The 14,493-nt window shown below is 22.7% G+C and carries 19 protein-coding genes; 17 read left to right on the top strand and 2 right to left on the bottom strand.

What is annotated here, in order from left to right:
* Positions 1 to 14: 14 nt before the first annotated feature.
* From AAHM79_RS00655 to AAHM79_RS00580, 16 genes are all read left to right on the top strand, one after another.
* Positions 15 to 221 carry a hypothetical protein gene (locus AAHM79_RS00655; RefSeq protein WP_342257316.1) on the top strand — a complete coding sequence of 69 codons (207 nt, stop codon included), beginning with the start codon at positions 15 to 17 and terminating at the stop codon, positions 219 to 221.
* Positions 221 to 508 carry a hypothetical protein gene (locus AAHM79_RS00650; protein WP_338957561.1) on the top strand — a complete coding sequence of 96 codons (288 nt, stop codon included), beginning with the start codon at positions 221 to 223 and terminating at the stop codon, positions 506 to 508. The genes AAHM79_RS00655 and AAHM79_RS00650 overlap by 1 nt, the downstream gene beginning before the upstream one ends.
* A complete protein-coding gene (locus tag AAHM79_RS00645; RefSeq protein ID WP_342257836.1) occupies positions 447 to 1,013 on the top strand; it encodes a hypothetical protein in 567 nt (188 codons plus the stop codon). The genes AAHM79_RS00650 and AAHM79_RS00645 overlap by 62 nt, the downstream gene beginning before the upstream one ends.
* Entirely contained in the window at positions 1,013 to 1,156 is a 144-nt protein-coding gene (locus tag AAHM79_RS00640) for a hypothetical protein (protein ID WP_338957559.1), read from the top strand. The genes AAHM79_RS00645 and AAHM79_RS00640 overlap by 1 nt, the downstream gene beginning before the upstream one ends.
* On the top strand, positions 1,149 to 1,424 hold the full coding sequence (locus AAHM79_RS00635) for a hypothetical protein (protein WP_342257835.1): 276 nt from the start codon (positions 1,149 to 1,151) through the stop codon (positions 1,422 to 1,424). The genes AAHM79_RS00640 and AAHM79_RS00635 overlap by 8 nt, the downstream gene beginning before the upstream one ends.
* The gene (locus AAHM79_RS00630; protein ID WP_342257221.1) at positions 1,393 to 1,665 is read left to right on the top strand and encodes a hypothetical protein; all 273 of its coding nucleotides are present in this window, start codon (positions 1,393 to 1,395) and stop codon (positions 1,663 to 1,665) included. The genes AAHM79_RS00635 and AAHM79_RS00630 overlap by 32 nt, the downstream gene beginning before the upstream one ends.
* Before the next feature lie 115 nt (positions 1,666 to 1,780).
* Entirely contained in the window at positions 1,781 to 2,164 is a 384-nt protein-coding gene (locus AAHM79_RS00625; protein WP_342257220.1) for a hypothetical protein, read from the top strand.
* A 15-nt stretch (positions 2,165 to 2,179) separates the two neighbouring features.
* Positions 2,180 to 2,338, top strand: coding sequence for a hypothetical protein (locus AAHM79_RS00620; protein WP_338957552.1), 159 nt, complete (start codon positions 2,180 to 2,182; stop codon positions 2,336 to 2,338).
* A 34-nt stretch (positions 2,339 to 2,372) separates the two neighbouring features.
* Positions 2,373 to 2,564, top strand: a complete 192-nt coding sequence (locus tag AAHM79_RS00615) for a hypothetical protein (protein ID WP_342257834.1) — start codon at positions 2,373 to 2,375, stop codon at positions 2,562 to 2,564.
* A 16-nt stretch (positions 2,565 to 2,580) separates the two neighbouring features.
* Complete coding sequence (locus tag AAHM79_RS00610) at positions 2,581 to 2,958, top strand: hypothetical protein (protein ID WP_342257219.1); 378 nt, start codon at positions 2,581 to 2,583, stop codon at positions 2,956 to 2,958.
* 18 nt (positions 2,959 to 2,976) lie between these two features.
* Complete coding sequence (locus AAHM79_RS00605) at positions 2,977 to 4,161, top strand: hypothetical protein (RefSeq protein WP_338958609.1); 1,185 nt, start codon at positions 2,977 to 2,979, stop codon at positions 4,159 to 4,161.
* An 11-nt stretch (positions 4,162 to 4,172) separates the two neighbouring features.
* Positions 4,173 to 5,870 carry a hypothetical protein gene (locus tag AAHM79_RS00600; RefSeq protein ID WP_342257833.1) on the top strand — a complete coding sequence of 566 codons (1,698 nt, stop codon included), beginning with the start codon at positions 4,173 to 4,175 and terminating at the stop codon, positions 5,868 to 5,870.
* 3 nt (positions 5,871 to 5,873) lie between these two features.
* A complete protein-coding gene (locus AAHM79_RS00595) occupies positions 5,874 to 7,760 on the top strand; it encodes a hypothetical protein (RefSeq protein ID WP_342257832.1) in 1,887 nt (628 codons plus the stop codon).
* Between the two features lie 4 nt (positions 7,761 to 7,764).
* On the top strand, positions 7,765 to 7,887 hold the full coding sequence (locus tag AAHM79_RS00590) for a hypothetical protein (RefSeq protein ID WP_338957828.1): 123 nt from the start codon (positions 7,765 to 7,767) through the stop codon (positions 7,885 to 7,887).
* A gap of 13 nt (positions 7,888 to 7,900) precedes the next feature.
* The gene (locus AAHM79_RS00585) at positions 7,901 to 9,139 is read left to right on the top strand and encodes a hypothetical protein (protein ID WP_338958617.1); all 1,239 of its coding nucleotides are present in this window, start codon (positions 7,901 to 7,903) and stop codon (positions 9,137 to 9,139) included.
* Entirely contained in the window at positions 9,090 to 11,114 is a 2,025-nt protein-coding gene (locus AAHM79_RS00580) for a hypothetical protein (protein ID WP_342257831.1), read from the top strand. Before AAHM79_RS00585 ends, AAHM79_RS00580 begins: the two co-directional genes overlap by 50 nt.
* Here the strand turns inward: AAHM79_RS00580 and AAHM79_RS00575 are convergent.
* Together AAHM79_RS00575 and AAHM79_RS00570 are read right to left on the bottom strand one after the other, a co-directional pair.
* Entirely contained in the window at positions 11,111 to 11,389 is a 279-nt protein-coding gene (locus tag AAHM79_RS00575; RefSeq protein WP_338959597.1) for a hypothetical protein, read from the bottom strand. The two genes, AAHM79_RS00580 and AAHM79_RS00575, sit on opposite strands and share 4 nt — an antisense overlap.
* A 150-nt stretch (positions 11,390 to 11,539) precedes the next feature.
* On the bottom strand, positions 11,540 to 13,246 hold the full coding sequence (locus AAHM79_RS00570; RefSeq protein WP_342257830.1) for a hypothetical protein: 1,707 nt from the start codon (positions 13,244 to 13,246) through the stop codon (positions 11,540 to 11,542).
* Between the two features lie 73 nt (positions 13,247 to 13,319).
* Here AAHM79_RS00570 and AAHM79_RS00565 point away from each other — a divergent pair, with 73 nt between their 5' ends.
* Positions 13,320 to 14,480, top strand: coding sequence for an Mbov_0401 family ICE element transposase-like protein (locus AAHM79_RS00565; protein ID WP_342257203.1), 1,161 nt, complete (start codon positions 13,320 to 13,322; stop codon positions 14,478 to 14,480).
* Positions 14,481 to 14,493: the final 13 nt, after the last annotated feature.

Genomic DNA, 14,493 nt, shown 5'->3' with positions numbered 1-14,493 from the left:
AATGTTTTCTTTGCATGCATGGAGAAATATATTCTCCAAAAACCTTGTATAAAATAAAAAAATTGAAAAAAATAATTTACCAAGATAGAGATATTGATAGTGAAGATTTTAAGAAAAGATATGAATATCTTTTAAAAAAATTAGGTGATGGTGATAATCAAATTATTTGAATAAATTTCTTAATAAAGCAAGAAAGAAATAATAGAAAGGAGAATAAATAATGAATAAAGAAGTATGTTGTGAAGATTGTTGTGTATGTGATAAAAAACATGATTTATTTACTTGCGAAAAAAACTGCTGAGAAAATGTATGTGAACATTGTTATCAAGGTGATAAAGAACATAGAAATAAAGTTGATGAAATTAATAAATCAAGACATAAAAATTGTATTAATAAAGAAAGATTTATGCAATATCTTAAAAACACATATCGCTTAAACGGATATTATGAAGAAGTTTATAAACCAATTAAAACCAGAATTAAAGACCGGTGATTTGATAATGACTAATTATTTACTTTCAATTGACCCAAGTATTAAAAATACTGGATTTACTTTATGAAAAAAAGTTTATTTACATGATAAATATGATTTTTGAAATTGAAAACCAATATTTGTTAAAAGTTATAATTTAAAAGAATATGATGGACAAAGAAAATTTTATTGAGATATAAAAGTTAATGATAATGAATTGGATTTAATTATTGAACGTGGTACTTTTAATTCAAAAAATGGTATTGGTTATGAAACTCAAGAACATTTACGTGGTTTTATTGCAGGACAATTTAATAAATTATTAACAAAAGATATGTTAATAAGTCCAAGTGAATGAAAGAAATGATATGAACGTTATGACCCACCTATTTTTTGATTAAGACCTTGAGATAAAGAACTAAGTATATATGTTGCTGAAGAAATTATTAAAGAAAATAATTGAAATATAAAAATATCAAATCATGATGAAGCAGATAGTTTATTAATTGGTTGATATTATTTAAATAAGGAGAATAAATAATGAATAAAGAAAAATTACTTAAATATATGAAAGATATAATTAAATGAACTAAAAAAATTAATTATACAAACTCTGATTTGGACAAAAATATTTTAAATTTATTAATTGAAAAAATAGAAAAAGGTGAATTTGATAATGACTAAATTAACAGATTTATTTGGTCAAGATAAAATAGAAATATTTTCACCAAATCCCAAAGATTTAACAGATAGTAATGATATAAAAGCAATTATTTTATGACAATATCCTAATGTTATTGCTGAATATTTAGTTGTTTCTCAACCACATGCAAATACTGCTATTTTAGTTGGTGATAACGTTCACTATACAGGTTGAGTTGAAGTGTTTATTAAACCCAAAAATGAAGGAGTAAATGAAAATGCCAAATGACACGAATGTACAATCAAATAACTATACTTTATTAAAAATAATAAGAATTGGAATAAGTCCATTATCAGCAATGATTGGTACAAGTGCTTATTATGGTCAAATTATTGGTAATCCAGTATTAGGAAGTATTAATGCTTTATTATTTAGTAAAAAGTTAGGAATTGATATATGAAACTTAAATCAAATGCCAAGTACTAAAAAGAAAATATTAAATTCAAGTAAAAAAAATATTATTAGGTTTAGGAACTATTGGTTTAATTAATTATGCAAAATTTACAAAAATCAATCCTAATCCTGAACCACCACCTTGATTAACAACTACTACCACAGAAACACCACCATGACCATTATTATTAACTAATGATAATAAACAACAAATGGATTGAGATACATATATTAGTTTAAGTACTTATGGTATATCAAATCTAATTGGTGGGTTAAGTGAACTAATACCTAATAGATTTGAAGTAATAAGAAAAATATGTAATATGGCAACTAGTGGATGTCTAATTTCAAGTGGTGTAGCTATGGGTATAAATAATGATTTTAATAATGCTTATGCAGTACCAACAATAGTTGCTGGTGCAAGTGAAATTATACATAATTTATTACCTATGGAAACTACAAATTATAATCAAGAAATGCAAGAAACATCATTTACAAATGAAACAAGAAGATTAATTAATAGTGATGCTATTAGTAATAATAGTGGAAGTAGTGATGTTTTATATGAAAGACCAACTACATATGATAGTTTATAAAGGAGATGATAACTAATGAATAAAGAAAAATTGATTGAATATTATAACAATGAAATTCAGACATATAAAGAAAGAATGGAACAATTAAATAAAGAAATATCTTTATTGGTAACTATTATAAGTAATTCAAAATCAATGATTGAAAGAATTAATAATGGTCAATTTGACGAATAATTAAAAATAAATAATTGAAAGGAAATAATTGAAAATGAAAGAATTTTTACATGAATTAATTATTATTGGAACAAGTGTAGGAACATTAATTTGTAGAGAATTAATTGTTTGATTTAAAAGATTTATTACAACTCCAAAACATATTAGAAGAAATAATAAAGGGATGAAACATCAAAAAAAATTAGCAAAACTTAATGAAAAAATTAATGGAAAAGAAAATAAATAATAAAGGTGTGATTTAAATGTTAGAAAATGAAACTAATGTTGAACAAAATACTGAACCTTTAATTGAAAATAATAATTTACAACAAGAGCAAGAAATTAAGATTGTTGAATTAGAAAATAAGTTAAATAAACTTAATCAAGAAATTAAAGAAAAAGAAATAATTAATATATTTAAAAAATATCAAGTTAAAAAAGAATTTTATGAATTTTTAAAATTTAAAACAAGTAATATAGAAAATTCAAAAATTGAAGAAACTATTAAAAAAATGATTAAAGAACAACCACTATTTAAAGAACCAATTAATACAGGTGGTAAACAAGAAACAATATTAACAAATCAAGAAACTTCAATAAAAAGTAGTTTATTAGATTATAAAAAGAAAAATAATTTATAAAAGAAAGGAAAATTTAAAATGCCAAATCCAGTGCCATTTAAACAAAATTTAGATAATACTACAAAATTAGTAGAAACACCTGAATTTATAGAATTTTATAAACAATCAAATAGTCCATGAGCAAGTTTTTTTCCAATTGAAATGGTTAATTCTACAAAAATTGAATTTATAGTTAAAAAACCAAAAGACCCAACATTCAAAATACTTCATTGAAATGATAAAAGTAAAGGATTAGAAGTTGGTTATGTTGATACTGATAAAATTATTAAAGAAATTACAAAAGAAGCTAGTACAGGAGAAATGATTGGTGAAGTTGATTTATTTGCAGATAATGGGCAAAATTTACTAGAAAGTATGCAATATGAAGTTGCTAATGATTTAGCAGATTATTTAGCAAATAATGATACAAATACAATTGCTAAATCTGCCAAAAAAGTAATCATTACTGATACAACACCAGTAGGATATTTAAAATCAATGTTATCAGCATGAAATACTTTATTTCAATTAAGAAATAGTAATAATTGTAAATTTTTTATAACAAATAGTCTTTATGATACTTTAGTTTATTTAGCAGATAATAAAGGTTTAATTACTGATAATCAACTAGCACAACAATTAAGATTAAATGGAACAAATTTATATATTAAAGGTGTATTATGTCAAATTGTTATGGATGATTATATGACATTTAAAAATACTGAAAATAAAAATCAAATTATGAATTTTGTTTTAGCAACACCAAAAGCAATGAAAAGATATATGTTACAACAAACTAGTATATATGTTGAAGATATTAAAGATGGTAAAGTTCCAAAAAGATATTTAGTTGGTGGACAAGTAACAGGAGAATCTATTCCTTATATGTCAAACTCAGAAACAGAATCAAGATGAATGTTATGTGGTATTGTTAATAAAAAATATTTAAGTGAAGAAATTACAACATTAACAACTAATATTACTGCTGATACTACTAAAAAGAATAAATTATTAGATACAACAATTAAAAATACAACTGAACTAAATAATTTAAATCCAAATTTAACAACTCCAATTATTAATTATTTTAGTGATGCCCAAGGTCAAGTTGATGTAAGTAATCAAAACCAAAAAGCAGGAGATTTATATGTAGTAATCACTACTAATGACACTGATAAAAATTATCAAGGTTCAACAAATCCTATAAAAATAACTCTTAAATAAGGATAATTATTATGCCAATTGGTACAACTAGTACAGCAATACTTTTAAACATAAATAAACCAAAACATACTAGAACAAGTCAACAACAAGAAAATAAAAGTTGATGATGAGAAATTTTAGAAATGATTGGTGTACAAGTAATAGCAGTAGCACTTGCTCCTTTTACTGGTGGATTAAGTGAAAGTTTAGCACTTGGTTTAGGTGCAAGTGATTTACTTGCTAGTATTAGTGCTGTTGGTGTAGAGTTTTTAACTGATTTTACTATTAATCAAGTTTATGATTATTTAAAAGGAAATGTTACACCATTAAATACTTTTTTTAATATATTACCTGCATTTGCTGGACTTAATAGAATTAGTCGTGGTTATCGTACAACTAAATTTATTAGTTTAGCAGAAAAAACTAAAACATTAGAACAAATTGGCATTAAAAAAGCAAAAAATTTACAAGAAATCATTAGTCAAGTAAGTGGAAAAGAAATTTTAACAGATAAAATTATTGGAAATAAACGTTATTTATTTAATTATAACCATGCTCCAAATCGCGAAACAATAATACAAAATTTAGGTTTTGTTGCTGAAAGACAATATAAAAATAATTTTGCAAAATTAGAAGTACAAGAATTAAAAAATTATTTATTATTACAAAATGAATTAATAAAGTTAAGTCCACAGTTAACTCCTAAATTTAAAATTAAAGATATTGATAAAGCAAACAATTTTTTACAAAAATATAATACTGATTTAAAAGAAGTATTAAAAATGAACCAACATGACTGATTAAATTTAGTTCATACAATACATGCAGAAAATAGATATGGAAAATCTTTAATTTTAGATTTACAAAAAATTCGTGCTAATGCAATTAAATTTAATTTTAAAAATAGTTCAATTCATAAATTAGTATTAAAAGCAAATCAAACTTTTAAATATTTTGATATTAAATTTTATTTTAAAAAAGGTTTAAATAAATTTTGAAAAGATACTTCATATTTTGAAAAAATAAGAATAAATATTTATAAATTACAAGAGAAATTCGAAAAATTAGAAAAACAAGCATTTGAAAAAATTAATAAATTAAAAGAAAAAACAATTGATGTATTTACAAGTGCTGAAAAGAAAGCAATTAAACATGCACAATTAATTCCATTAAATTCACCAGTATTTATGGCTTGTAAAATTCAACCTTTATCATTAGATAAATGTGGAATTACTATTTATCATCGTAATCCTAAATATAAACCAATTGTAGTTATTGATAGTATTATCAAAGCAGAAACTTTTGTTATTCAAATACATCCATTTCATTGATATAGATGATATAGCGGTTGATATATTGGATATGGAGTTAGTCAAAATAAATGATTAAAAAGTATTGCTTTTGCTCTACCAGTTGTACAACAAATGATTAAAGATAGTTTTAAAATTTATAGGCAAATATTAAGGACAATTAGAACTTATCATAAAGTAGTTAATGTTATTAATAATCCTATTGATAATGTCAATAAATCATTTAAAAGGGTGGGTTTAAAATTATCAGTTAATACTGTATTTGGTACTGGATTGTTAAGACATTTAGAAAAATTTGCATATAATCAAGTTGTAAAAAAAGGAAATAAAAAATTACAAAAAGAAATTATACATATATCACATAGAAAAACTAAATCAAAAACCAAACGTTATAAAAAAGCATTTTTTAAGGAATGATAAAATATGATTAATAAACTTTGAACTGGTGTCAGTTTAGAAAATTATAATAACTGATATCCATTAACTGGAACAATTACAGAAACACCACGACAATATATAAATACATGACCAAATGTTGATGATTGATTTAAAACATTTGCTATTCGTGCTCAAAATGATATTAATGCTTATCTTGATTTTATTTTATCTAAATTTCCTTTTGATAGTTTTAAAGATGAATTAATTAAAGAAACTTTAAGAGATATGGTTTATGTTATGGTTGAACATTGAGTATTTAATCGTACACCAATTGAATTTAATGTTGATGCTACTATTCAATTTAATAATGGTAATCAATTTAGTGCAAGTAGTACTCCTACGATTAATATTTGAGATTTAGCACCTAGTAGAATGAAAATATGAGCAAGATTAACAGAATTAAAACAAATATTTTCAAATTATAATAATGATGAAATAGATGTTGAAAAAATTGACTTAAAAGCATTTTATACTAGAAACCAAGTTAATGAATTAATTCAAGAACAAAAAGAATTTACATTATCAAAGCAAATAAAATTATATGATGATACCATTAATGGTAATAAAAATGAAACATATAGGGGACCAGTTACAAATTTAATAAATAAAGGTTATGTTGCAACAGAATATGACTCAAAAACTGAAACTATGATTTTAGATTGACCTAATGAAATTGGAACATTACCACCTGATGTTTTACAAAACAATCCACAAATTGGTGATTATACACATGCACCAACTTGTGATTTTTCTGCTAAACAACAAAAACGAATTACTAAAAATGAAAATGAAATTACCAAATTAAATAGTGAATTAATTAAAACAAACGAAAATATTAATGATGTTAAAAATAATTGATTTAATATTGAAACTAGTCCCTTATGAAAAAAAGTTGAAAATAATAATATAGAAATATTTAAATGATATTTTATTAAAATCAGTTATCAATATTCAACAGAAAATAACTTTATGAAATTTTATAAAGTAATTAAAATTTATTTAAATAATGTTTTTAACGAATTTGAATTGTTAAATGTTGATTCCATGACTTATGGAGAACAAATACAAAATAAAAATATTTTAAATATTGGAACTATTTACTATAACAATAAAAAGAAACAATTTAGTGGTGGTGGTAATTCTTATCCTGAACTTGGAAAAATTAATTTAATTGGTGATATAGAAGAAATATATCAATATCAAGGAATAGATACACCAACTGAATTTATAGCAGAAGAAAATACTGAACATGATTATTATACAAAACTAGAAACAAATCAATTATTAGATAAAAAACAAGATAAGTTAATTGCTGGTGAAAATATTAAAATTGATGAAAATAATAAAATTAGTGCTACTTGCGGGAAAACTGATTTAACTGATTATTATAAAAAAGAAGAAGTAGATAAAAAATTAGACAATAAAATGGATAAAGACCAATTCAAATATGCTTTTTCTATAAATACTATTGGTACTGAAATTCCTAATTTAGAAACTACTGATAAAACTGTTGCTGGTGCTATTAATGAAATTATCAAAAAACAACCACAACCAATTCCTCCAAGTAGTTCAATTTGAAAAGAAGTAGGAATAAGAGAAAAAAATAAATGAGATAATTGACAAATTACTTATGATTTTATAGTTAATAAAAGATATAAAGTTTATTATTCTTGAAATATATATAATAATGTTTTTGCAATTAAAGAATTTATTATAACTAATACAAAAATAGCAGGTGTACCAATAGAAGTTTTTAACAATAATACTAATGTCTTAGTTTTATCAGTACAACACTCAAAATTTATTACTATTTATTCTTTAAAAGGTAGCGATAAAGGTAATACATGAAAAGTAGAAGAATTACAGGAATAAAATTATGATTTGAAAAATTATAAAAATTATTTTAAGTTTAATTGGAGTTTTATTATCTTCTGCTGTTGCTGGTTTAATTATATTTATTATAGTAAAAATTGTCTTAAAAATTAATCAAATATTTTAGAAAGGAGAAAAAAATGAAACCTTTTTGACCAAGAAAAGATAAAACAAATATTAATAATAATGAAGAAAAATCTAAATTAATTTTTTTAGAAAATAAAAGTACACACACTTCTATTTTAAGTTATTTTGGTTTTAATGATTTTAATCATGAGACTTATTTTACTGATTTTGTTGCTGAAAATAATGCTAATTTATATAATGCTCCATTGGATATTAATAATGAAACTATTAAACAATATTTAATTAAACAAGAATTTTATAGAAAGAATTGAAATTCTATTTTTAAATTAAGCAAATTAGGAATTAGTGGTTATTTAATTTATATTGCTAATGATGATTTATATTTTCAAGTAGTAGATATACAGCAAAGAATTTATGATATTACTGGTAAATTAATTCAATGTACTATTTTTTATGATAGTTATCAACAAAATGCACAAACAGTAAGATTATTTGAAGTTTATAAATTAAATAATGAACAAGTAACTATTAATCGTGCAATTTATAGTATTAGTGATAATAAAAAACAATTTCCTTTACCTTTTAAAGAATATAGTAATAATCCTAATTTAGAACAAGAACAAACATTAAATATTAATTATATTCCAATAGCAATTATGAGAAATAAAGCAAATGAGTTAGCAGATTGTAATAAAGTAATGGATAAAATTAAAGCATTAGATGTTATTTATGAACAAATTGTTTTAGATACTATTTTAAATTCACCAAAGTTTATTTTTGACCAAACTTATGGTAATGCTAAATCTACAATGGATGAAGCCGTAAGAACATTAGTTACTAACAACTATATTTGAAAAACTACTGGTGATAATAATGAAAAAAGTGAAAATATTAATATGACAAGTAGTAATTTTAAAGGTAAAAATTTAACTGATATATATGATTGAAATATTAATGAAATATTTAAACGTTGTGGTATTCATATACCAAGTCAAAAGAAATCAGCACAACAATCGGTTCCCGAAAGTACAGCGGTAAATATTTCAACTATTAATTATATTGAACAAAAATTATGACAATTTAATATTGATATTCTTAAATTTATTCAAATATTAGTACGTTTAGATAAAGATTTATTAAATAGTAAAACATTTAATATTAATGATGAACAAGAAATTAATAACTTAACAGTTAAATTAAAATTATTTAATCCAGAAAATAACCAATTAATAGGAGAAAACAATGGAAAACAACAACAAACCACAAACGAAGTTTCCACAGAAACAAACTAAACTTAATCAAGCAGAAATAGAAAATGATTATTTAATTGATAATATTCCTTATGATTTTACTAATATGATGAGTGCTACTAGTGACCCTGATATTAATAGAGCATACGATGAATTTAAAAAAAGAAAAATTTATATTTATGAAATTGAACGTTTATTTAAAAATAATGAAAATAATAGTTTAAGATTTTCAGCAAATAATATTAAAATAGGTTTTATTGATATTGATAAAGTATTAAAAACTACTGCTGTTGAAACATCTGATTTTACTATGCAATTAAATCAAAGAGCAAGTACTAATATTAATGACAATACAATTGAATATAGTATGACTGATATTAAAAATTTAATATTTCAAGAAATAAATTTATTAAATCAATTTAAGTTATATGCAGTTAGTATAAATGAACCATTAACTGAAAATAATATTGATAATTTATATATTATTAATAATTATTCAGAACCTTATCAAAATCCAAAAACTAGAAGTACTAAAAGTATTACTATTATTAAAATTAAAGACTTTAAAACAAGAGATGGTTATCCAATTATTATTAAATTACAAAAACCACTAGATAAAGACACCAAAGTTATTGGTTTAAAAATTAAAGCACCTAGAAGCATGATTTTTGGCAATATAAAGGTACTTGGTGAAGTCGACAATATGGAGGTATACCCAAAGTTATTTGTCAAAGATAAGATAGCATTTCCGCTATTATCAATGCCTATTGAAACTCAACCAAAAGTTAGAATATTACAACAATGATTTAGTGAACAAATATTACCTTGAAATTTAGCAAAACAATTTATAGGACAAGAAAAATCAGTTTTAGATTTAATTGCTATTGGTGGTGGTAGAGAAACAAGAAAAGAAATTATTAATAATGCAAGAGTAACTAATGATAAAATTGGTTATGATGTTTCTAAAAATTCAAAAGTATGACCATTATCTGATGAACTAGAATTAAAAGATAAAAAATTAGAGTCATGATTTTTAGTAAGTGACTATAATTTATTTATTTCTACAACAAATAAATTTCATGATGTTGAACTAGAAATAAAAGATAGACCACCAATTGATAGTTTACAAAAAGTATTATTAGATATGTTAACTTATACATATACTTATAATAGAAACTTTGATGGTGCATCATTAAGTAATGTTTTAAAAGAAATGAATGATTTAGATAAAATTCGTGCTAAGTTTGAAGGACAAAAACCAAATGAAGTTATTACTAATTTATTTAAACAATGAGAATTAGATTATCCTAACTATACAAATTTACCAAAAGTTAAAATATTAAAACAAATAGTTATAATGCTATCAAAAAATATTTATTCAACCATGTCTATTAATAACGGTTTAAATGATGACTATAAATTATTATTACCTTATTATTTTGAATTAAAATCAAATCCTATACATTCTACACCTGATAAGATTTGAGAATTTAAAGATATAAAAGTAGTATTAAAATCTGCATATTTTGATTTTACAGATATCAATAACATTAAACTAAAAAACAATGACATTAGTCAAAATGAATTATTGAAATTAGATGATAATCAATTTAACTGACTATCCATAACTAATGAATTAGAAAGCAATAATATACCATCATTAATTCCGGCAGATTGAACATTAGGTAATGGTGAATATGGAAAATATTTTACAAGATTAATTATTAATAAAAATAAAACCGAAAATGCTTTAAATTTATATGGTTCAAATAAATCACAATTATTTTCTAAATTAGAATTTTATAAAGAAGTTTTACAAATTGACAATAATAGTGAATTTGAATTACAAATTGAAAATCCAATTAATAACTTAAATCGAATTGAAGTTAGCGGACTATTTGGTGCTGGTAATTATGATTTAATTTTAGTAACAAATAAACAAGAAATAAATTTAAATAATATTAATTTATTTGATAAATATAATGAAAATATTTCTTATATAAATTTAGAAATTTAATTATCAAAATATCCATCTGGATAAATACCATCTCATTTTACTGCATCATCAGTTAATTTATTTGATGCTCAGTAAAGAGTAATTTTATGTTTATTACTTACTGGTCTTGCTCAAATAGTTGCCCCCCAGTGTGCTTCATGGTCGTAATCATAAAAATATGTTAATTGATTATTTTTATTATATGAAACTATTCCTAAGATTAAACCGGTAACACCAGTTATTACAGCAAATGATAATGATATTTTTTGAAAATTTGTTTTTATTCATGTTTTCATAATAAATATCTCCTTTTTTCCTTGATTTTACTTTTAAATTGTACTATTTTTGATTATTTTTACAAGTATGCTTTTAAAAGCAAAATAACGCCTAAATTAAAGGTGTTTATTTTTTGATACCTATAATATTAATTGTATTGCGCTTATTTATTATATTGCAAATGTGAAGATACTTTTTTTTACAGTAGCATTATTTTTACCCCTAATTACATTTTTATATGGATATAATGCATAAAATAATGCATCATAAGGGTCTTGATACATATTTTTGTCAGGAATGTTAGTTTTGGTTTGGTCATAACGTAATTCTTCTAAACATTGAGTTGTTTTTGGTAAATCATCTTTATTTGCATAAAAGTTTCCATAACTCATAATATTTCTCATTCAAACTACTCTATTAGTTAATCCGGCTTCTTGATTTAAATTTGAAGCATGTTTAATAGCGGTTTGTGTTATTAAAATAGTATTGTGTTCATCAATTAATTTTTGATTTAATCAATCCATTGCTGTTCTTGCTTTATCATCATAAAAATAAATTGCTTGTTCAAAATTTTCAAAATTATCCATTAATCCTAAAATTTCATTAACATAAGCATTAATTTTTTCATTTTCATTTATAAAATCATTTGGAGTAACTACTAATTCACAAATAATATAAGCATCATAATAACCAGTATTATTATATTCTTTAAAACCAACTACCATAAATACAGTATGGTCTTTTGGTCCCGTAGCTCAATCAATACCAACACTATAAAAATCAAATTTATACATTTCTTTTTCTTGATTATAAAATTGTTTTAAATCATATGATTGTCAATATTTTACTGTTTTTTGAAATGGGAAAATTGTTGCATCGCTATCTAAAAATTCAAAACCATAATAAACAGTATTATATTCATCTGGATTACTTTTTTCCATTTCTAATAATGTTCTTTGTTGAATGTCAGGTAATTTATTTCAAAATGGTTGAATAGTAAATCTTAAAACAAATAAACCTAAACCACTAAACATATCTTTATTTTCATAATAAACTTTACCAACTTTTTTAAGATTTTTCATGACTTCATCATTTAATGGTAAAAATGGTGTACAGTATTTTAAATAAAATGGATGATATTTATCATAAGGATTACATGTAAAAGTAATGAAAAAACTTTTATAAAAATAACGAGTAATCTTTTGTCCAAAGGTACAACTATATATATTTTTATCAATAAATGTTCAACTTCACTCTTTAATAGGTTTATTTGATACTTTAATACGATTACTTCTAAACATAGAGTTTTGTAAACGTTCATATCGATATGTTAATTGTTTTTCAGTTAATGTTTCTTTTTCTTCTGCCATAATAATTTCATCTGTTCTTGAACCTAAAAAACTTGACCCACCTGCTTCTTTTCCAAAAATCTTATTACCATTAGCATAACCAATAAAGTCAATTTGTTGATTACTTGGAAAGATAATACATCCCCCATCCTTAGTAATTTTTCATTTAATGCCATGTGGATTATTAGGTAATAAATTAATATTATATGTATCTAATAAAACTTGACAAACATTCATTAAAGCACCAATTGTAGTTTCACTATGAGTATTTTCATATCTTCTTACTTCTTGAACACTACTATCTCTAAAATTACAACATATAAATAAATCAAATGCTAAACAGTTTCAAGTTTTTCTTGTTCCACGTGCTGTTGGAACAAAACGATAAAAACAATTAGTAGTAAAATATTCTGCTCATTCATCACCAACAAATTCTTTAAAAATATCTCAACTAAAACCATAATTATTATCACTAAAATTAAGATTATATTTTTTATTTAATTGTCCATAACTACTAATAAAAGCCATATTTACTCCTTATTTTTTAAAAAAAATTAAACTTAAATTATTAACAAACAAAAATTAGAAAGGAACATTAAAAATGTTTATATTACCATTCGCAAATCATTTTGATTGAGACAAACATGATTTTAATCAAGATGAATTAAGTTTAAAACAAACAGAAGAATTATTTGCAAAAATAGATGATTATTTATGAAGTATATGTGATAAATCTGAATATAAATCATATAGATTTATACAACGAAAATTAAAAGCAAAAAAAGGTTTATTAACTTATAAGCGACGTATTTGTACACATTATAACACAAAAACACAAAAAATGGAGTACGTATCATTATTAGATAATTATCTTGGTGTTAAAAAATATAGTAAACTTGCACCTAACGTTATTAAACAAATTTTAAAATATTTTGCTGATGGTAAAAAGTATCGTGATGTTTGTGATACTTTTATTGAAGATTTAATAAGTAATAGTACAGTTTGTAGAACATATCAAAAATTTGAATTACCAAAAGCAAATATTCCCAAAATACCATTACAACCAAATCAAAATTTATATGTAAATATTGATGATGGTCATCGAAAATTTAAGTTTAATGAAAAACACAATACTAAAAATTGTAAAAAATGTTCGATGAGATTAATAGTAATGTGTACTGGTAAAAAGAAAAATGGAAAATTAATTAATAAAAGAGCTGTATGTAAAATAAGAGTTTCAAAAACAGAAATTGGTGCTGAAAAAACCGCAAAATTAATAGAAAAATATGGTAATTTATTTTTTGAAAACTTTGACCAAGCAAATTTAATAGTTTGTGGAGATAGTGCAAAATGAATTAGAAAAACTGCTACAATTTTAAATGCTAAATTTATTTTAGATAAATTTCATGCTTTTCATGTTTTATTTCTTGGTATAATGGCAGGAAGAAGAAAAAATCAAATTGCTAAATTAAACTATCAAAATGCAATAAATTTATTTGCCAAAGGTCAATATTATGAATTAATTGATTTTTTACAATCATTAACTTTACAATATAAAAAATTAAAAGTTGGTTATTTTATTAATGCAAAAGATGGTGTATTAAACCAAGCATTAGTTGAAAATATTGGTTGCTTTACTGAAACTAATATTAAACAAATTTTAAAGCATATGATTGGTGATAGAACTTATAACATTGATATGTATACAAAAATGGTTAATTTTAAATGTTATCAAATAAATACAATTATCCAGTTATTATAAATTAAAACTTAAA

It is taken from the genome of Spiroplasma endosymbiont of Nomada ruficornis (assembly GCF_964030795.1).
Classification (GTDB): domain Bacteria; phylum Bacillota_I; class Bacilli_A; order Mycoplasmatales; family VBWQ01; genus Spiroplasma_E; species Spiroplasma_E ixodetis_A.
This window is presented reverse-complemented; position numbering and strand designations above follow the sequence as displayed.